Source organism: Planococcus daihaiensis (assembly GCF_049262615.1).
In the GTDB taxonomy this organism is placed as follows: domain Bacteria; phylum Bacillota; class Bacilli; order Bacillales_A; family Planococcaceae; genus Planococcus.
Genome location: NZ_CP175504.1, coordinates 901,351 through 920,636 on the forward strand (window position 1 = coordinate 901,351; position 19,286 = coordinate 920,636).

Annotated in this window: 15 protein-coding genes; 1 reads left to right on the plus strand and 14 read right to left on the minus strand. The window is 48.6% G+C overall.

Annotation, left to right across the window (positions count from 1 at the left end; translation table 11 throughout):
* Positions 1-4: 4 nt before the first annotated feature.
* From DHX103_RS04235 to DHX103_RS04250, 4 genes are all read right to left on the minus strand, one after another.
* Positions 5-1,303 carry a UDP-N-acetylglucosamine 1-carboxyvinyltransferase gene (locus DHX103_RS04235; protein WP_422124025.1) on the minus strand — a complete coding sequence of 433 codons (1,299 nt, stop codon included), beginning with the start codon at positions 1,301-1,303 and terminating at the stop codon, positions 5-7.
* A gap of 128 nt (positions 1,304-1,431) precedes the next feature.
* Entirely contained in the window at positions 1,432-2,082 is a 651-nt protein-coding gene (fsa, locus tag DHX103_RS04240) for a fructose-6-phosphate aldolase (protein ID WP_422124026.1), read from the minus strand.
* A gap of 87 nt (positions 2,083-2,169) precedes the next feature.
* Entirely contained in the window at positions 2,170-3,027 is an 858-nt protein-coding gene (locus DHX103_RS04245; RefSeq protein WP_422124027.1) for a class II fructose-bisphosphate aldolase, read from the minus strand.
* An 86-nt stretch (positions 3,028-3,113) separates the two neighbouring features.
* Entirely contained in the window at positions 3,114-3,476 is a 363-nt protein-coding gene (locus tag DHX103_RS04250) for a response regulator (protein ID WP_422124723.1), read from the minus strand.
* 62 nt (positions 3,477-3,538) lie between these two features.
* Here DHX103_RS04250 and DHX103_RS04255 point away from each other — a divergent pair, with 62 nt between their 5' ends.
* Positions 3,539-4,000 carry a DUF2529 family protein gene (locus DHX103_RS04255; protein ID WP_422124028.1) on the plus strand — a complete coding sequence of 154 codons (462 nt, stop codon included), beginning with the start codon at positions 3,539-3,541 and terminating at the stop codon, positions 3,998-4,000.
* Positions 4,001-4,047: 47 nt separating this feature from the next.
* On the opposite strand, the gene DHX103_RS04260 is transcribed toward DHX103_RS04255, so the two are convergent.
* The 10 genes from DHX103_RS04260 to DHX103_RS04305 all read right to left on the minus strand — a co-directional run bounded on the left by DHX103_RS04260 (position 4,048) and on the right by DHX103_RS04305 (position 19,286).
* Positions 4,048-5,646: a CTP synthase gene (locus DHX103_RS04260; protein WP_422124029.1), complete on the minus strand. Its 1,599-nt coding sequence runs from the start codon at positions 5,644-5,646 to the stop codon at positions 4,048-4,050.
* Between the two features lie 472 nt (positions 5,647-6,118).
* Complete coding sequence (gene rpoE, locus DHX103_RS04265; RefSeq protein WP_422124030.1) at positions 6,119-6,685, minus strand: DNA-directed RNA polymerase subunit delta; 567 nt, start codon at positions 6,683-6,685, stop codon at positions 6,119-6,121.
* Between the two features lie 357 nt (positions 6,686-7,042).
* A complete protein-coding gene (gene icmF / locus DHX103_RS04270; protein WP_422124031.1) occupies positions 7,043-10,294 on the minus strand; it encodes a fused isobutyryl-CoA mutase/GTPase IcmF in 3,252 nt (1,083 codons plus the stop codon).
* 3 nt (positions 10,295-10,297) lie between these two features.
* A complete protein-coding gene (locus DHX103_RS04275; protein ID WP_422124032.1) occupies positions 10,298-10,942 on the minus strand; it encodes a TetR/AcrR family transcriptional regulator in 645 nt (214 codons plus the stop codon).
* A 14-nt stretch (positions 10,943-10,956) separates the two neighbouring features.
* Positions 10,957-12,096, minus strand: coding sequence for an acyl-CoA dehydrogenase (locus DHX103_RS04280; RefSeq protein WP_422124033.1), 1,140 nt, complete (start codon positions 12,094-12,096; stop codon positions 10,957-10,959).
* A gap of 16 nt (positions 12,097-12,112) precedes the next feature.
* The gene (locus DHX103_RS04285; RefSeq protein ID WP_422124034.1) at positions 12,113-13,249 is read right to left on the minus strand and encodes an acyl-CoA dehydrogenase; all 1,137 of its coding nucleotides are present in this window, start codon (positions 13,247-13,249) and stop codon (positions 12,113-12,115) included.
* A 17-nt stretch (positions 13,250-13,266) separates the two neighbouring features.
* A complete protein-coding gene (locus DHX103_RS04290; protein ID WP_422124035.1) occupies positions 13,267-14,118 on the minus strand; it encodes a 3-hydroxybutyryl-CoA dehydrogenase in 852 nt (283 codons plus the stop codon).
* A 2-nt stretch (positions 14,119-14,120) separates the two neighbouring features.
* Positions 14,121-15,314: an acetyl-CoA C-acetyltransferase gene (locus DHX103_RS04295; protein ID WP_422124036.1), complete on the minus strand. Its 1,194-nt coding sequence runs from the start codon at positions 15,312-15,314 to the stop codon at positions 14,121-14,123.
* Positions 15,315-15,489: 175 nt separating this feature from the next.
* Positions 15,490-17,631, minus strand: a complete 2,142-nt coding sequence (locus DHX103_RS04300; protein WP_422124037.1) for a (Fe-S)-binding protein — start codon at positions 17,629-17,631, stop codon at positions 15,490-15,492.
* A 188-nt stretch (positions 17,632-17,819) separates the two neighbouring features.
* The gene (locus DHX103_RS04305; protein WP_422124038.1) at positions 17,820-19,286 is read right to left on the minus strand and encodes an adenosylcobinamide amidohydrolase; all 1,467 of its coding nucleotides are present in this window, start codon (positions 19,284-19,286) and stop codon (positions 17,820-17,822) included.

Below are 19,286 nucleotides of genomic sequence, written 5' to 3' on the forward strand. Positions count from 1 at the left end.
CGAGTTAATTGGCGTCAGTACTGAGGTCTGACATCGAACTTGCCACCGGATCAATCGTCTCTCTCCGGATGTCAGCGCCCAAACCGCGCAATTTATCAACGATTTCCGAATAGCCGCGTTCAATATGGTAAATTTCGCGGATTTCCGTTTCACCATCAGCGAGAAGACCGGCAATGACCAATGCGGCTCCTGCACGAAGATCTGAAGCCACTACTGTGGCAGAAGTCAACGGCGTCGGACCGGTGATGATGGCCGCTCTTCCTTCGACACGGCCGCTCGCGTTCATCCGGCGCAATTCATCGATATGCTTGAATCGTGCCGAATAAATCGTATCTGTAATCATTGACGAGCCTTCTGCCTGCGTCATCAGAACCGAAAATGGCTGCTGAAGGTCCGTGGCAAATCCAGGGTACACCAATGTTTTCACATCGATGGCCTGTAGTTTTTCAGGTTTTGGAATGTGAATCGATTCTTCGCCTTCCTGCACATCAACGCCCATTTCACGCAATTTTGCGGTCAGGGCTTCCATATGGAAAGGAATGACGTTATCAATTGTAATGCCATCTCCCGCTGCCGCAGCAAGGATCATAAATGTTCCAGCTTCAATCCGGTCAGGAATGATCGTGTGATTGGTGCCGTGCAATTCTTCCACGCCGTCGATGCGGATGATGTTCGTGCCGGCACCTTTGATTTTCGCACCCATATTGGTCAAGAGCGTCGCGACATCGATAATTTCCGGCTCTTTTGCGGCATTTTCAATTGTCGTCTGGCCTTTCGCCAACACAGCCGCCAGCATGATATTGATAGTGGCACCTACTGATACAACGTCGAGGTAGATTTTTGCCCCACGCAGTTCATCTGCGCGCAGGTAAATGGCTCCATGCTCGTTCGTAACTTTTGCACCAAGGGCTTCAAAGCCTTTGATATGCTGATCGATTGGACGCGGCCCCAAGAAACAGCCGCCCGGCAAGCCGATAGCTGCATGTTTGAAACGGCCAAGCATTGCTCCCATCATATAGTAGGAAGCGCGAAGCTTTTTCACATTGCCATTCGGCAACGGCATATCGATCATTTTTGTTGGATCGATATTCATTATGCCATCTTCAAAGCTCACTTCGCCGCCAATTTCTTCAAGAATGTTCTTTAAAGTCCATACATCAGAAATGCCAGGCAAACCTTCAATCTGAACAGGTGAATTCGCCAAAATCGATGCGGGTATTAAAGCCACCGCGCTATTTTTTGCTCCATTGACTTTTATCGTCCCAGACAGGCGATTGCCGCCTGTAATTTTATAAACGTCCATCATAATTCTCCTTTATCCTACTTTTACGGCAGGAGGAAACGGCTGTTTGCCAATCTCCCCTGTTGCCGAAAAAGTCCGATTGGCCCAGTTTGCCTTATACATTCCGGACTCGGTTTTCCACATTAAATTTATTTTCCTGTCCGTGTTTCCCAGTCAGCCAAAAACGCTTCAATTCCCTTGTCCGTCAACGGGTGCTTAAACATTTGTTCCATTACTTTGATCGGCATTGTGCCGATATGCGCGCCATTCAAAGCCGCTTCCGTCACGTGTTGCGGGTGGCGGATCGATGCAGCGATAATTTCAGAATCAATGTCGTGGATTGCGAAAATTTCTGCAATCGTTGCGATCAGATCCATGCCGTTATGGCCAATGTCATCAAGACGGCCAAGGAACGGTGATACGTATGCCGCACCAGCGCGTGCTGCAAGAAGTGCCTGGTTTGCGCTGAAAATCAATGTAACATTGACTTTTTTACCTTCTCCAGCAAGAACCGCACAAGCTTTCAAACCGTCCGGAGTCATCGGCAATTTCACCGTGATGTTTGGTGCCAACGCAGCCAGTTCGCGTCCTTCTTTGATCATGTTTTCCGCATCCAGCGCGATAACTTCCCCGCTGATTGAACCGTCGACCAAAGCCGCGATTTCTTTCAGGCGGTCATGGAAAGAAACATTTTTCTCTTTTGCCACCAACGATGGATTTGTTGTGACACCCGAAAGGATGCCCCATGAATGTGCTTCTTTAATTTCGTCAAAGTTTGCTGTATCAATAAAAAATTTCATTAATATTTTCCTCCTGTAGTACGGAAAAAAGAGAAGGCGCTTTTTTTATCGCTTCTTCTCTCTTCCATCTATTTTCATTCTGCATTATTACGCTTTATTGGAACTTCCGAACTCGCGCATTTTGCCCATTACTGTGTTTTTGATTGCTTCGCGTGCAGGTCCCATGTATTTACGCGGGTCGTAGACAACTTTATCGTTGTCCAATACTTCGCGGACTGCTAGTGCTGAAGCGATTTGGCTTTCCGTATTGACATTGATCTTCGCTGTTCCAAGTCCCAGGGAACGTTGAATGTCTTTGAGCGGAATTCCTGTGCCGCCATGAAGAACCAGCGGCATATTGCAAAGCTGCGAAATTTCTTCCATTTCCTTAAAGCCAAGATTCGGTTCGCCTTTGTAAGGGCCGTGAACCGAGCCTAGTGCCGGAGCCAGGCAATCAATACCTGTCGCGTCGACTAATTGTTTGCATTCCTGTGGATCGGCATAAATTACGCCATCAGCGATAATATCGTCTTCCTGGCCGCCGACAGTGCCAAGTTCCGCTTCCACGGAAACATTATTTTTATGTGCGTATTCCACAACTTGTTTCGTGATTTCAATGTTTTCTTCAAATGGATGGTGTGATGCATCAATCATGACTGAAGTGAACCCGGCATCGATCGCTTCTTTGCATTTCTCGAAGCTTGAACCATGGTCCAAATGGATTGCCACGGGCACCGTAATTTTATAATCATGCATTAAGCCTTTTACCATGTTTACTACAGTTGTGAATCCACCCATGTAACGGGCTGCCCCTTCAGATACTCCACAAATTACTGGAGAATTCTCTTCTTGTGCAGCTTGCAGGATTGCCTGTGTAAACTCCAGGTTGTTCAAATTGAACTGGCCGATTGCATATCCTTCTTCTTTACCTTTTATCATCATTTCTTTCATTGAAACCAATGCCATGACAAACTTCCTCCTCAGCGACTAAATAAAGCAAATACCTTCCCTATCATAACAAAAACTGTGCCTGACCGCCACTTCCTAGTGTGTCAGTCGTCTAACAAATTCTTTACAGTCTCGCGCAATTCAAATACATCGAACGGTTTAGTGAAATGGCGAACGGCTCCCCAGGTTTTCGCTTCTTCGATTAAATCGAGTTCACCATAGGCGGTCATCATGACAACTTGAACCCCCACACATTCCTGCTTCATCCGTTTCAATATCTCAATGCCGTCCATTCCTGGAATTTTCATATCCAGCAGGACCAGTTCCGGCCGCTCCGCTTCAAAAACAGTCAGCGCTTCCCGTCCGTTGCCGGCCGTCAGCGTCCGGAATCCTTCTTTCGAAAATACTTCCTCGAGCAACATCCGGATCCCCGGCTGGTCGTCCACTATCAAAATCGTTTTCATGATGATACCTCCCTGTCCCGCATCGGTCCTTCAGCTTCTGCTATACTTTTTTTGAGGTGAGAGATTTGAAAAAGCTGTCTACACAATTATCCATTCTTTTCGAACAAATCGCAATGCAGGAAAATACAATTGAAGACATTGCGCGTCTCCTTGCCCAGGCCGCAGTCAGTGAAGGCACAATTTATCTTGCTGCATTTGGTGAAATGAAAGCCGTGTGCACTGTCGCGCTTGATGGAGACGAACCGCTGCCAGCCGCTCGCGAGTGGCAACCCGAAAGCTATGTGACCAGCGCCGACCGTGTCTTCATTTTAGCAAAGAAAGATGAAGGGGACGAACTCGCAGGCAGATTGTCTGATGCTGCCATCCCTTTCGCCATGCTCTGTACAGCAACAAAAGAAAGCGACCTTCCCGATGCAATGCTGTCGCTCGGCATCGACAAAGGCGGTCTGCACGCAATGGCCGCTCTCTATGTCTACCACAACATCAAATTGATAATGGATGAAATGATGGATGAAGCAGCCTATTAAAATGAAAAAAACCTTTCCGGCAGATGATGCCGGAAAGGTTTTTCATTTTATTTATTAGCTATCGATGCTCGTACAAATTCACGGAACAATGGCTGCGGGCGGTTCGGGCGTGAAATAAATTCCGGGTGGAATTGGCATGCCACGAACCACGGGTGATCCGCCAGTTCGATGATTTCTACAAGACGGCCATCCGGGCTTGTGCCCGAGAAGATGAAGCCGGCATTTTCGAATTGTTCGCGGTATTCGTTATTGAACTCGTAACGGTGGCGATGGCGTTCATACACCAGCGATTCGCCGTATGCTTCGAAGGCTTTCGATCCTTCCTGCAACTTCGCAGGATATAGTCCAAGACGCAACGTGCCGCCAAGGTCTTCGATGTCTTTTTGTTCCGGCAATAAATCGATGACCGGGTATGATGTTTTCGGATTCAGCTCTGAAGAATGCGCATCTTCCATTCCCATCAGGCTGCGCGCAAATTCAACAGACGCCAGTTGCATGCCTAAGCAAATACCGAAGAATGGCACATTGTTTTCGCGAGCGTATTTCGTTGCAACGATTTTGCCTTCAACGCCGCGGTCTCCGAATCCACCAGGAACAAGAATGCCGTCACAATCCTTCAATTTCTCTGCAGCATTATCAGCATTGATGTGTTCGGCGTTGATCCAATCGACTTCGATTTCCGAATCAAAAGCAAAGCCGGCATGTTTCAAGGATTCCACAACAGAGATGTAGGCATCCTGCAACTCAACGTATTTGCCGACGAGTCCGATGCGTACGGTTTTCTTAAGGGACTTCACTTTTTCCACAAGTCCTGTCCATTCCGTCATGTCCGCTTCCGGCGCTTCAATGCCGAAATGATCCAACACGATCTGGTCCATATGCTGTTCCTGCAAACGAAGAGGCATTTCATAGATGACATCGACGTCGCGTGATTCGATGACTTCTTCGGCTTTGATGTCGCAGAAAAGAGCAATTTTATCTTTCATGTCCTGTGGCACTGGATGTTCTGTGCGCACGACGATCAGGTTCGGCTGGATGCCCAAGCTGCGCAATTCCTTGACGCTGTGCTGCGTCGGTTTCGTTTTCATTTCCTTCGCGGCACCGAGGTACGGGATCAATGTACAGTGGACGTACATGACTTCGTCGCGGCCCAGGTCGGATTTCATCTGGCGAATCGCTTCCAGGAATGGCAAGGATTCGATATCCCCTACTGTTCCACCGATTTCCGTAATGACAACATCCGCTTTGGCCGTTTTCGCTGCGCGCAACAAGCGGTCTTTGATTTCATTGGTGATATGCGGGATTACTTGAACTGTTCCGCCAAGATAATCGCCGCGGCGCTCTTTTTGGATGACTGTCGAATAGACTTTCCCCGTCGTCACGTTCGAGTATTTGTTCAGGTTGATGTCGATGAAACGCTCGTAATGGCCCAGATCCAGATCCGTTTCCGCACCGTCATCGGTAACGTAAACTTCGCCGTGCTGATAAGGGCTCATCGTTCCCGGATCAATATTGATGTATGGATCGAATTTCTGGATTGTGACGTTCAACCCTCTGTTTTTCAATAAACGCCCAAGTGAAGCGGCTACGATTCCTTTTCCGAGCGATGATACTACACCGCCTGTAACAAAAATATACTTTGTCATGCCTGTTTCCTCCTCGATTTTTGAAAAAAATAAGTAATACTAACATGATGTTTTGAAATAATAATTTGTAATAGCCGATATTCCGCAAAACAGCTTCGCTTGCCTGGGGGCTCGCGCTGAGCTAACTCGGTCTCGTTTCACTTCGCCCGAGTGGATCTCAGCACTTCGCTTGAACCCCTGGGCGTCTTCGCTGTTTTGCTCCATATCTCTAAAGAGTTCTCTCAGCGACGGCGCGCCTCCGGACTGAGCGGAGCTATAAGACGAGTGCTTTTCTCGGCTTATAGCGGGAGCTTTGTCCAAAGCGCCGAAGCGACTTGTTAAAGAAAATCTTACCATGCAAAAATAAAAAGCGCCCCTCCTGCTGCGTGCAGAGGGAGCGCATTAACTGTACGAATCATTTCTCCTGTTTTAAGGAGCCCAATAAAATCTTATCCAGTACAGCGATTAAAGTCAAGGTAAAAAAATGTTCTGATTACTTGGACTCTTCTTCTTCGTCATCATCTTCATCGTCGTCTTCATCGATGATATTGCCATCAATGTCTTCGACCAGCACATCCACGTCTTCTTCGTCCTCGTCTTCGTCCGTTTCCGCATCAAAATCGATGACTTCCACTTCCTCGCCGAGTTTAGGCGTGACGTCTTCATCTTCTTCGTCCTCGTCGAAATCATCGAAATCGAGTTCATCTTCCATTTCAAGGTCCATGTCCTCGAATTCTTCATCGTCCGCCACTTTTGCTTTTTTCTTGCGGGCTTTGACAGTCGGTGCAGATTCTTCTTCGATCTGCTCCACTGGATACCATTCACGAAGGCCCCAACGGTTTTCACCCAGGATCAGGAAGCGTCCGTCAATGTTCATGTCCGTGTAGAATTGCACAAGGCGCGCTTTCATGTCTTCTTTTGAAAGGCCCAGCAACGCTTCAATTTCCTCGACGATTTGCGGATATGTTTTTGTTTCATGGGTTTCAGCCAATAATGCATATGTTAAGTCTACAAACGACTCTTCGATCAGTTCTTCTTTGGATAATTCGCGTAATTTCAATTAGCCCACGTCCCTTCTTCTCTCTTAACTTAATTCATTATATACAAAGTCTCTCTAGTCCGCTACCGTGACTTGTTTTTTCTTTTCCCCAGTTCCTTCCACCCATAATAGAATAGGTACAGCGATAGAATGATTAAAGGAATTGAACCCAGTGCTCTATTGTACAGGAAAACGGTCAATATGATACAGATTATAATTATCAGGTAATTCGCATATTTCGGCATGATTGAAAACATCCTTTATGGCCTGCTGACAGTTTCCTTCTATTATAACTGAGTTTCCAGAATTTATCGAATAGCTTTCGGGAAAATGAAAAACCCGTTTGCACGGGATGCAAACGAGTTCTTCACTTAAAACTTACATATTCCGGCGATATTGGCCGCCGACTTCGTATAATGCCGTGGTGATTTGGCCAAGGCTTGCCACTTTGACAGTTTCCATCAATTCTTCAAAGATGTTGCCGCCGGTTTTGGCGACCTGTTTCAAGCGCTCAAGAGCTTCGTCCGAGTCATTGCGGTCCTGGAAGGCACGCAATTTCTCAATCTGTGCTTCTTTTTCCTCTTTTGTGGCACGGGCGATTTCCATCGCGTTGATGTCATCGTCCGATTGCGGGTTCGGGTTCAAATATGTGTTGACCCCAACAATCGGCAATTCGCCTGTGTGTTTTTTCATTTCGTAATACATCGATTCTTCTTGGATCTTGCCGCGCTGGTATTGCGTTTCCATCGCGCCAAGAACGCCACCGCGGTCGTTGATGCGGTCGAATTCCTGCATGACCGCTTCTTCCACAAGTTGCGTCATTTCTTCGATGATGAACGCGCCCTGCAGCGGATTTTCGTTTTTCGACAAACCATGCTCTTTCGTGATGATCATCTGGATCGCCATTGCGCGGCGGACAGATTCCTCAGTCGGAGTTGTGATGGCTTCGTCGTATGCATTCGTGTGCAGCGAGTTGCAGTTATCCTGCAGCGCCATCAATGCCTGAAGCGTCGTGCGGATATCGTTAAAGTCGATTTCCTGTGCATGCAGGCTGCGGCCGGATGTCTGAACATGATATTTCAGTTTCTGGCTGCGTTCATTGGCACCGTATTTGTCGCGCATCACGATTGCCCAGATGCGTCTTGCCACCCGTCCGATGACCGTGTATTCCGGATCCAGGCCGTTCGAGAAGAAGAACGACAAGTTCGGTGCAAAATCATCGATGTTCATGCCGCGGCTCAAATAATATTCCACGTAAGTGAAACCATTTGATAACGTGAATGCCAGTTGTGAAATCGGGTTCGCGCCCGCTTCGGCAATGTGGTAGCCCGAAATCGACACGGAATAATAATTGCGCACTTTGTGGTCAATAAAGTATTGCTGGATATCGCCCATCATGCGCAGCGCAAATTCCGTTGAGAAGATGCACGTATTCTGCCCTTGGTCTTCTTTTAAGATATCCGCCTGAACAGTTCCGCGCACCACTTGTAACGTCGTTTCACGGACTTCGGTGAATTCTTCCATCGTTAACGGACGGCCGAATTTCTCTTCATTCAATTTGACCTGCTGATCAATTGCGGTGTTCATGAACATCGCAAGGATGATTGGAGCCGGACCGTTGATCGTCATGGAGACGGAAGTTGACGGTGCACAAAGGTCAAAGCCGTCATACAATTTCTTCATATCATCGAGCGTACAGATGGAAACACCTGATTCGCCCACTTTTCCGTAAATGTCGGGGCGGTGATCCGGATCTTCGCCGTAAAGCGTCACGGAATCGAATGCCGTCGACAAACGTTTGGCATCATCATCTTTTGACAGATAATGGAATCGTCTGTTCGTGCGTTCCGGTGTTCCTTCACCTGCAAACTGGCGTTTTGGATCTTCTCCAGCCCGTTTGAATGGGAATACGCCGGCCGTATAAGGGAATGAACCCGGTACGTTTTCTGCGTAGACCCAGCTGAGGATTTCACCGTAATCAACGAATTTCGGCAAGACGACGCGCGGAATCTTCAAGCCGGCTAAGCTCGGCGTGCGTAAGATCGTCCGAATTTCCTTGTCGCGGACAGTCGTCACGAATTCGTCGCCCGCATAGGCTTCTTTCAGCTCGTTCCAGTTTTCAAGAATGCGTTTTGACTCGTTCGTCAATTGATCCTTCACGCCTTCTGCAAGTGATTCGAGCGATTTGACCAATGCATCATCCGGTGCATTTTTCTTCACTTCGTCGATGGCACCTTCCAATTGGAACAGGCGGCGCGCAAAGTCGGACTGCTCTTTCGATTTGGCATGGTAGCCGCGGACAGCATCCGTTAATTCACGCAAATAATAACGGCGGTCATTCGGAATGATCAAATTCTCTTTTTGGGTTTTCGCGAATTTTTCATAATCCGTTTCCCAGTCTGTTCCGCATTTTTCGTTGACAGCAGTAACCAATGCCGCGAACAGGGAGTTTGTTCCTTTGTCGTTAAACTGGCTGGCAATGGTGCCATACACCGGCATTTTATCCAAATCTTCTTCAAAACGCATATGGCTGCGCTGGAACTGCTTTTGCACCTGGCGCAATGCGTCTTCAGAACCTTTGCGCTCGAATTTATTGATGACAATTAAATCTGCATAATCGATCATATCGATTTTTTCGAGTTGAGACGGAGCCCCGAACTCGCTTGTCATCACGTACATCGACACGTCCGAGAAGTTGGCGATTTCGGCATCGCCTTGCCCGATTCCGCTCGTTTCAACGACAATCAAATCGAAACCGGCAGCTTTGACCACATCGATCACATCACCGAGAGCTGCGGACAGTTCAGTGCGCGAGCCGCGCGTTGCAAGGCTTCTCATAAAGACGCGCTTATTGAAAATGGCGTTCATGCGGATGCGGTCGCCTAATAGCGCCCCGCCTGTTTTTTGTTTGGTCGGGTCGATCGACAGGATCGCGATGTTTTTGCCCGGCAGTTCTGTCAGGAAACGGCGGATCAATTCATCCGTCAGAGAGCTTTTTCCCGCTCCGCCCGTTCCTGTAATGCCAAGAACCGGTGTATTCTTCGATCCTTTTTTGACACTGTCCATCAATTCGGCTGTATCGCCGCCGCGGGTATGCGCTTCTTCTGCGGCAGTGATCAAGTTCGCCACTGTGACCGGATTTTCTGGAGCCAGGTTTTTCAAATCATAACCCTCTTTGACCGTCGAGAAATCACATTCTTCGACGATTTCCGTGATCATTCCCTGGAGGCCTTTTTTGCGGCCGTCTTCCGGAGAGAAAATGCGGGCAATGCCGTAGTCTTGAAGTTCCTTGATTTCGCGCGGCAAAATTACGCCTCCGCCTCCGCCGTAAATGCGGATATGGGGAGCGCCTTTTTCCTGCAGCAAATCGTGCATATATTTGAAGTATTCCACATGGCCGCCCTGATAAGAGGAAATCGCAATTCCCTGCACATCTTCCTGGATCGCCGCGTTTACCACTTCTTCAACAGAGCGGTTGTGTCCCAGATGGATCACTTCCACACCAGTTGCCTGCAAGATTCTTCTCATAATATTAATGGACGCATCGTGGCCGTCAAACAACGCGGATGCCGTTACAAAACGGATATGGTTTTTCGGCTGATACGTTTTTGTTTCCTGGATTGTAGCCATTTATTAGTAGCCCCCTGTTATCGAGATTTTTTCTCCTGCCATCCCCTGCAGAAGGAATTTCGTTTGCATCGTGATAAATTCTTCAATGGTGAAATCGCGCAGTGCCCAGCGGCGGAATGCCCACATTTGGCCCTGGACGAATAAATGATGAGACGCCAACACGATTTCCTTTGGCGTCAGATCCACTTGTCCTCGCTCGGCGCATTCCGTCAACAGGCGCTCGAACAACGAAACCATTTCCGTTTCCTTTTCCAGCACATATTCCAGTGCATCTTTCGGCAACGATTTCGACTCCTGATACATGACGACGAATTCATCCTGCATTTCGTCGATCAAGCCGTAATAATGTTCAAGTGCCGTAACCAGCACATCCCACGAACCATTTTCCATATCGACTGTAGCGAGGCGCGAATGCACTTCATCATAAATCGAGTCACAAACAAGATAGAGAACATCTTCTTTTGTGCGGATGTATTCATATAATGTGCCGATGCTGAATCCGGCCGCTTTGGCGATTTCCCTTGTCGTTGTCCGGTGAAAGCCCTTTTCTTTAAAAAGCGTGACAGCGCCGCGGATCATTTGCGCCCGGCGCTTTTCGATCAGGCTTTCATCTTTAACGGAAGACTGTATTGCACGCTTTTCATTCATAGGCCTGCCTCCGATTATTTTGTGACCATACGGGAAATGACCAGACGCTGGATTTCCTGTGTGCCTTCGTAGATTTGCGTAATTTTCGCGTCGCGCATAAAGCGTTCAACCGGATAATCTTTCGTATAGCCGTAACCGCCGAACACTTGAACCGCTTCAACAGTAACGTTCATCGCTGTGTCGCCGGCCATCAATTTCGCCATTGCGGATTCTTTGCTGTACGAGTATTTATTCGACTCGAGCCATGCAGCCTGGTAAGTCAGCAGGCGTGAAGCTTCGATTGAAGTCGCCATATCTGCCAATTTAAATGAAATCCCCTGGTTCGCGGCAATCGGCTTGCCGAATTGCTCACGTTCTTTTGCGTAGCCAATAGCAGCGTCCATTGCACCTTGTGCAATTCCGACTGCCTGGGCAGCGATGCCGTTGCGTCCGCCGTCAAGCGTCTGCATTGCGATTTTAAAGCCCTGGCCAAGTTCGCCAAGCATATTTTCTTTTGGCACGCGGCAATTGTCGAAAATGATTTCAGTTGTCGGGCTTGAACGGATACCGAGTTTCTTCTCTTTCTTGCCGACAGAGAATCCTTCGAAATCGCTTTCCACGATGAACGCAGTCGTCCCTTTGTGTTTTGAATTCGGATCAGTTACTGCAAAGACGATATAGATGTCCGCAATGCCGCCGTTTGTGATGAAAATTTTCGAACCGTTCAAAATGTAGTGGTCGCCGTCTTCTTTGGCGCTTGTTTTCATGCCGCCCGCATCCGAACCGGACGCAGGTTCAGTCAAACCGTATGCACCAATTTTCTTGCCTTCCGCCATCGGACGAAGATATTGCTGCTTCTGCTCTTCTGTTCCGAACGTGTATACCGGCCAGCCGGCAAGTGACGTATGTGCGGAAAGTGTGACGCCGGTTGATGCACAAACGCGGGACAATTCTTCAACTGCGATGCAATATGCCAAATAATCGGAACCGATGCCGCCGTACTCTTCCGGCCACGGAATACCCGTCAGGCCAAGCTCCGCCATCTGGTCGAATATTTCACGGTCAAAACGTTCTTCTTCGTCACGCTCTTCTGCTGTCGGTGCCACTTCTTTGTTTGCAAAATCGCGCACCATTTTACGGATCATTTCATGTTCTTCGCTTAGTTTAAAATTCATTGTCATTTTCCCCCTGCTATTTTAATAATTGCTTGCTGATAACGATGCGTTGAATTTCACTGGTGCCTTCGTAGATTTCCGTCACTTTCGCGTCGCGGAACAGCCGCTCCACCGGATAATCTTTCGTATAGCCATAGCCGCCATAAACCTGGATCGCTTCAATCGAAACGTCCATTGCTGCTTTGGATGCGTAAAGTTTCGCCATCGACGCTTCTTTATTGCAATCTTTGCCTTCGGAATAAAGGCTGGCCGCGTTGTAAACCAATAATTTCGCTGCTTCGACCTGTGTCGCCATATCCGCCAGCTTGAAGGCGATGCCTTGCTGCTGCGCGATCGACTTGCCGAATTGTACGCGTTCTTTCGCGTAGCCAACCGCATACTCGTAAGCCGCTTCAGCGATGCCGAGTGCCTGAGCCGCGATACCGATGCGGCCGACGTTCAAGTTGGCCATGGCGATTGAGAAGCCTTTATTTTCCTGGCCCAGCAGATTTGCAGCCGGCACACGCATATTGTCGAACGTCAATTGCACCGTGCGGGAACCGTGCATCCCCATTTTCTTCTCATCCTTGCCGATGATCAGGCCCGGATAATCTTTCTCGACGATGAAAGCCGAGATGCCGCGCGAACCGGATTCCGGTTTCGTCGAAGCGAAGACGATGTAGGTATCCGCTTCCCCGCCGTTTGTGATAAACACTTTGGATCCGTTCAATACAAAGTCGTCGCCGTCACGGACCGCTCTCGTTTTCAAACTCCCGGCATCAGATCCGGCGCCAGGTTCTGTCAGACAGAATGCGCCGAGGTATTCCCCGCTCGCAAGCTTCGGAACGTATTTGGCGATTTGCTCTTCCGTACCGAAATTCAAAATCGGATTTGTTCCGACTGAAGTGTGGACGGACAGGATGACGCCGATGACGCCGCTCGCTTTTGATAATTCGTGGATGGCCGTGATGTAAGATGTAAAATCCATTTCCGAGCCGCCGTATTTCTCAGGCGCTGTGATGCCCATCAAGCCGAGCCCAGCCATTTTGTTCAATATTTCCCGCGGAAATTCGCCTTCTTCCATCTTTTCAACAAAAGGCGTAATTTCTTCTCTTGCGAAATCGCGTACCATATTGCGCATCATTTTTTGTTCATCTGTAAAATGTAAATCCATTGCGGGTTCCTCCTTGATTAATTGTATTCGTAGAATCCGCGTCCTGTTTTCTTGCCAAGCCAACCGGCTTTCACGTACTGGCGCAATAATGGGCTTGGGCGGTATTTGCTGTCGCCAAAACCTTCATGCAGAACTTCCATAATATAAAGACAGGTATCCAGGCCAATAAAATCAGCCAGCTCAAGCGGGCCCATCGGATGGTTCATGCCCATCTTCATGATGCTGTCGATCGATTCTTTTGTCGCGACGCCGTCTTGCAGCGTAAACACCGCTTCATTGATCATCGGCATCAGGATCCGATTGGAAACGAAACCTGGAAAGTCGTTGCATTCCACTGGTGTTTTCGATAATTTCAACGTCATTTCTTCAATTGTTTTATACACTTCATCCGTTGTCGCTAGACCGCGGATGATTTCGACCAGTTTCATCACCGGCACCGGGTTCATGAAATGCATGCCGATTACCTGCTCCGGACGGTTCGTCGCAGCTGCGATTTCCGTAATCGGCAATGACGACGTATTCGTGGCCAATATTGCGTGTTTTGGCGCTACTTCATCAAGCGTCTTGAAAATCGTGTGTTTGATTTCCATATTTTCAACAGCCGCTTCGATGACGATGTCGCTGTCATGGGCATCTTTCAAATCCAGTGAAGCTGTGATGCGGCCGAGAACCGCTGTTTTTTCATCCTCCGTCATCCGCCCTTTTTCGACGCTGCGCGAAAGGTTCTTCGTAATATTGGCGATTCCTCGCTCATATGCTTCCTGTTTCATATCATTCAATTTCACATTAAATCCTGCCTGTGCGCAGACTTGCGCGATGCCGGAGCCCATCTGGCCGGCTCCGATCACCATTACGTTTTGAATTGCCATTCTTATTTTGCCTCCTTCGGAACTTCGATCATGACTGCGTCGCCTTGTCCGCCGCCTGAGCAGATCGCCGCGATGCCGATTCCGCCGCCGCGGCGTTTCAATTCGTATGCAAGCGTCAGGATAATACGCGCGCCACTAGCGCCAATCGGGTGGCCAAGTGCGACAGATCCGCCGTTGACGTTCACTTTTTCAGCATCCAATCCGGCGATTTTCGAGCTCGCTAATGCGACTGCCGCAAATGCTTCATTGATTTCGAAAAGGTCGATTTCTTCCAATGATTTACCGGTCTTCTTCAATAAATCATTGATGACAAGACCTGGCGTTTCGGGGAAACGGTGCGGTTCAACTGCCACTTCTGTATGAGACAGCACGTAAGCGAGTGGCGTTTTGCCATCCTTTTGCGCACGCTCTTCGCTCATTAAAACGAGTGCCGCTGCTCCGTCGTTGATCCCCGGTGCGTTGCCCGCTGTAATCGTGCCGTCTTTGCCGAATGCCGGTTTTAATTTTGCAAGTCCATCTGCAGTGGTGCCTTCGCGCGGCGCTTCGTCCTGGTCAACGCGGATCGGGTCGCCTTTACGCTGTTTCACTTCAATCGGTGTGATTTCTTCAGCGAAATGGCCTCTTGCTTTGATTGCGCGATCATGTGAACGGGCAGACCATTCATCCTGCTGCTCACGCGTCAATCCATGTTCTTCAGCCGTCGAGTTTCCGTATGTGCCCATATGGACTTTGTCAGGATGGAATGAACACGACAAACCGTCATGAACCATTCCGTCGATCATTTGCGCATCGCCCATGCGAAGTCCCCAGCGGGCTTTCGGCAGATAATACGGCGCATTCGACATTGATTCCATTCCGCCGGCAACGATTAAATCTTCGTCGCCCAGTCGGATGATCTGATCCGCCAGTGTCACGGAACGAAGTCCGGATGCACAGACTTTATTGATTGTTTCCGATTTTACGTTGTAAGGAATGCCGGCTTTGTAAGCTGCCTGCCTTGAAGGAATTTGGCCCTGCCCCGCCTGCAGCACGTTGCCCATGATCACTTCCTGAACATCTTCCGGTTGAACTTTCGCGCGGTTCATCGCTTCTTTGATCGCGGCCGCACCTAAGTCGCTGGCAGTCAATGAGCTCAGCCCGCCTCCGAATTTTCCGAATGCTGTACGCGCGCCATCGATGATAACTGTTTTTGCCATAATAAATTCTCCTCCCGTTTTGTAAACGTTTGCAAGTTATTTAAAAAAATAAAATTAATATGCTCCCAAGCCGGTGACCGAACGCTCGCTCGACAAGTAGTCAGGAAAAAAGGGAGCTTTTACACTCCCTCATCTTATCTTTCATCTTATAGAATTTTCGTCATTTTAGCAATCTTTACTGAACAATCTGTTCCTCTGGCATCGGTGTTTCGTTGCCGAAGATGGACATTTCAAGAAGTTCGGCAACATCGTAAGTTCCCACAGTTTCTTCAACTTCTTTCGCTTTCGTGCCGTCTGACAGCATCGTCAGGCAGTACGGGCAACCGGAAGAAATCATTGTCGGGCTGACTTCGAGTGCCTGTTCGGTACGCGCAACGTTGACGCGGTGTCCGGCATCTTCTTCCATCCACATCAATCCGCCACCGGCGCCACAGCACATTCCATCCTGGCGGTTCCGGACCATTTCAACAAGTTCGACGCCTTCGATCGATTTCAAAATCTCACGCGGTGCGTCGTAAACATCGTTATAGCGGCCGAGGTAGCAGGAGTCATGGAACGTGATTTTTTCATTGACTGGGTATTGCGGTTTCAGCTTGCCTTCTTGCAATAATTCAAACAGCATTTCGGTATGGTGATAGACTTCAGCCTGGAAGCCAAAATCCGGGTATTCGTTTTTGAAGATATTGTATGCGTGCGGATCAATTGTGACGATTTTCTTGATATCCGCTTTCTCAAACTCTTTGATGTTCGCTGTCGCAAGTTCCTGGAACAGGAATTCGTTGCCAAGACGGCGCGGCGTATCTCCGGAGTTCTTTTCTTTATTGCCGAGAATTGCGAATTTCACTCCCGCTTCGTTCATCAGACGGGCAAATGACAGCGCGATTTTCTGAGAACGGCTGTCGAATGAGCCCATTGAACCGACCCAGAACAGGAATTCGAATTCTTCTCCGGCTTTGTTCATTTCTTTGACAGTCGGGATATGAACGTCTTCACGCGCATCTCTCCAGTTTTCTTTATCTTTGCGGTTAAGGCCCCAAGGATTCCCCTGCTTTTCGATGTTAGTCATCGCGCGCTGAGCATCTTTGTCCATTTTCCCTTCAGTCATTACCAGGTAACGGCGAAGGTCAATGATTTTATCGACGTGCTCGTTCATAACCGGACATTGATCTTCACAGTTACGGCAAGTTGTGCAAGCCCAGATTTCTTCTTCTGTGATGACGTCGCCGATCAGGCTTGGGCTGTAAAGGTCATCGATTGAGATGCCTTCCGCGCCGGCAGCTACTGCCAGCTGGTTTCCTTGCGTGTTGCCGAATGCCATTGCGGGCACCCACGGTTTTTTCTGGGTCATTACGGCACCCGTGTTCGTCAAATTATCACGAAGTTTTGTAATCAAATCCATCGGCGACAGCATTTTCCCTGTGCCGGTTGCTGGACACATATTCGTGCAGCGTCCACATTCCACACAGGCGTAAAAGTCGATCATTTGCCCTTGCGTAAAGTCAGTGATTTTCCCGACGCCGAATGAAGGCATTGCGTCCGGATCTTCATCATCTTCTTCCATTTCTTCGAAATTAATCGGCTTCAAGCGGCCGACGTGATCGGTGCGGTGGAACCATGTGTTGACCGGTCCGAAGATCAAGTGAGCGTGTTTCGATTGTGGTACATACACCAGGAATGTTAACAGGAACAATAGATGCGCCCACCACATTACATAGAAGATAGATGCTGCAACTGTTTCAGAAAGGCCTGCGAAAACCATAGCGAATACAGAAGCTACAGGCTCCGTCCAAGCTGTCGGGTGATCCTGCCATACCATTCCGGCGCCATTACCGACTAGAACTGTAACCATCAAACCGCCGATGAAGATCAGCACAAGACCGGATTTCCAGCCGCGTTTCAAACGCACCAATTTTTCAATATATCTTCTATAGAATGCCCAGACAACGGCGACGAGAATTGTCAACGTCACTATTTCCTGGAAAAACGTGAATGCCGGATAGAGTGGCCCCAGCGGCAAATGCGATCCCGGTGACAGGCCTTTGATAATAAAATCAATGGCACTTGCCTGCACCAGCAGGAATCCATAGAAGAACATCACGTGGATTATCCCACTTTTCTTATCCTTCAATAATTTTTTCTGGCCAAAAACGTTGACCATGACTTTGCGGACGCGTTCATTGAAATTGTCCTCAAACTCCACTTTTTTCCCCAGACGGATGTAATCGTAACGTGACTTCAACAAATAAATGAATAAATAAACCGCGTATATTGTCACAGCCAGAAATAAGATCCAGTTTGCAATGAGCAATGTCTCCATTGAGATTCCCCCTTAAAATATATTCCAATAAATCCTTAATCAAAGTTTACGTGAACTCCCATCGATTGTCGATGCCTACTTCTATATTAAAATATGAATGAGCATTCAGTCAATAGTTCTATTGAAAGGGTTTTCATCTATTTTGTTTATTTGTCTTATTTATGGCTTTTTCCATAAAAAAACACCGCTCAATGCGGTGCCTGGTTACGATATCTACGAATTGCTTCGGTCGTCGCTTCGAACACAGTTTTGCCGATGTGGCGGCCGAGTTCCGAAATAGGGCCGGCATATTGAAAATTGCCGCCCTGCTGGGTTGCGGCGACCAACAGGCTATCAGTCGGCGTGCCGGTCGCTATCGTGCCGGTGAACGGATCAATGACTCTTTCTTCCTGAAAAGCTTTCGTTTTCGCTTCGGTCGCCGTCATCATGGCCTGGAGAAAGGCTTCTTCCGCCAATATGCCGTTGACGAAGATCCAGGTGTTGACGGTGCCGACCCTTCTTTTCCGTTCCTTTAAATGGGTCAGCGAGACGTCGGTCCCATTGCCGGCGCCTGCTGTAACAGCAACGACAATCGAGCCGCCAGCAAATTCGCAGCTTTCGAGGACGACCTGACCAACATCCACCGCCGTCATCATGGCGACAGTATCCGTCGATTTAAACCCTTTCGCTTCAATAAAGGAAGTCAGTTCTTCGACTGTATCATCCACTCTGTAATTTTCGTCGACTCGCCGGTTCATAAAGGTGGTAAACCAGCCTGAACCGGCGTTTATGACCGCAGAAGAAACGGTTTTTAACGGCGCGGGGCTGCGAAATAACACCATTTCCGAAGAAACCGCAAAATCCGATTGTGTGATCCGTTGTTCGCTTGCCTGGCGGTCGACGCCCGGCATCAACGTGATCTGCGGCTTGGGCAATTCCGGATGCGGATGCGTCGCAACTCTTGTGCCATAGACTCTTTTGATATCTTTTTCCCTTACGACTTCATGCGGTTCGCCAAGAGCGGCAATGCTGCCCTGGTCGAGCAGCAGCAATTGATCGCAATACATCGAAGCCAGATTGATGTCGTGAAAAATCGACACGATGGTCAAATCTTTTTCGATTGCCTGCCTCTTAATGGTGTCGAGCAATTCTTTTTGGTGATTGATGTCCAAATGATTGGTCGGCTCATCCAATAACAGAATCGACGCGTTCTGAGACAGGGCCTGTGCGACAAACACGCGCTGCTGCTCGCCGCCGGACATTTGGTCAATCGCTGTATGTTCATAACGGCGGATGTCCATCAATTCCATGGCTTCAACCACGGCTCGTTCATCTTCTTCCGACCAGGAAGAGAACCAGCCGCGCTGGTGCGGGTACCTGCCGAGCGAAACGGTTTCACGGACGGTATGCGAAAAAGCGTGAGCATGCAGCTGCGGCAATACAGCCATTTTTTTGGCTAACTCTTTCGTAGCGTAAGTGTTTAATTCCTTGCCATCAATTTCAACCGTTCCGGAAGTGGGCTCAAGAATGCCGCTCATCAATTTCATCAGCGTCGATTTGCCGCTGCCGTTCGGGCCCAGAATCCCGAGCATTTTGCCCCTGTTGACTGTAAATGTGGCGTCGTTCACAATTTTCTTTTCACCGTAGCCGCCGCTCAAATGATTTACTTTCAGCAT

Excerpts from the sequence above, each read along its gene's own strand:
- DHX103_RS04235 (WP_422124025.1), bottom strand. The coding sequence starts at position 1,303 with ATGGACGTTTATAAAATTACAGGCGGCAATCGCCTGTCTGGGACGATA.
- fsa (WP_422124026.1), bottom strand. The coding sequence starts at position 2,082 with ATGAAATTTTTTATTGATACAGCAAACTTTGACGAAATTAAAGAAGCA.
- DHX103_RS04245 (WP_422124027.1), bottom strand. The coding sequence starts at position 3,027 with ATGGCATTGGTTTCAATGAAAGAAATGATGATAAAAGGTAAAGAAGAA.
- DHX103_RS04260 (WP_422124029.1), bottom strand. The coding sequence starts at position 5,646 with ATGACAAAGTATATTTTTGTTACAGGCGGTGTAGTATCATCGCTCGGA.
- icmF (WP_422124031.1), bottom strand. The coding sequence starts at position 10,294 with ATGGCTACAATCCAGGAAACAAAAACGTATCAGCCGAAAAACCATATC.
- DHX103_RS04275 (WP_422124032.1), bottom strand. The coding sequence starts at position 10,942 with ATGAATGAAAAGCGTGCAATACAGTCTTCCGTTAAAGATGAAAGCCTG.
- DHX103_RS04280 (WP_422124033.1), bottom strand. The coding sequence starts at position 12,096 with ATGAATTTTAAACTAAGCGAAGAACATGAAATGATCCGTAAAATGGTG.
- DHX103_RS04285 (WP_422124034.1), bottom strand. The coding sequence starts at position 13,249 with ATGGATTTACATTTTACAGATGAACAAAAAATGATGCGCAATATGGTA.
- DHX103_RS04290 (WP_422124035.1), bottom strand. The coding sequence starts at position 14,118 with ATGGCAATTCAAAACGTAATGGTGATCGGAGCCGGCCAGATGGGCTCC.
- DHX103_RS04295 (WP_422124036.1), bottom strand. The coding sequence starts at position 15,314 with ATGGCAAAAACAGTTATCATCGATGGCGCGCGTACAGCATTCGGAAAA.
- DHX103_RS04300 (WP_422124037.1), bottom strand. The coding sequence starts at position 17,631 with ATGGAGACATTGCTCATTGCAAACTGGATCTTATTTCTGGCTGTGACA.
- DHX103_RS04305 (WP_422124038.1), bottom strand. The coding sequence starts at position 19,286 with ATGCTGAAAGTAAATCATTTGAGCGGCGGCTACGGTGAAAAGAAAATT.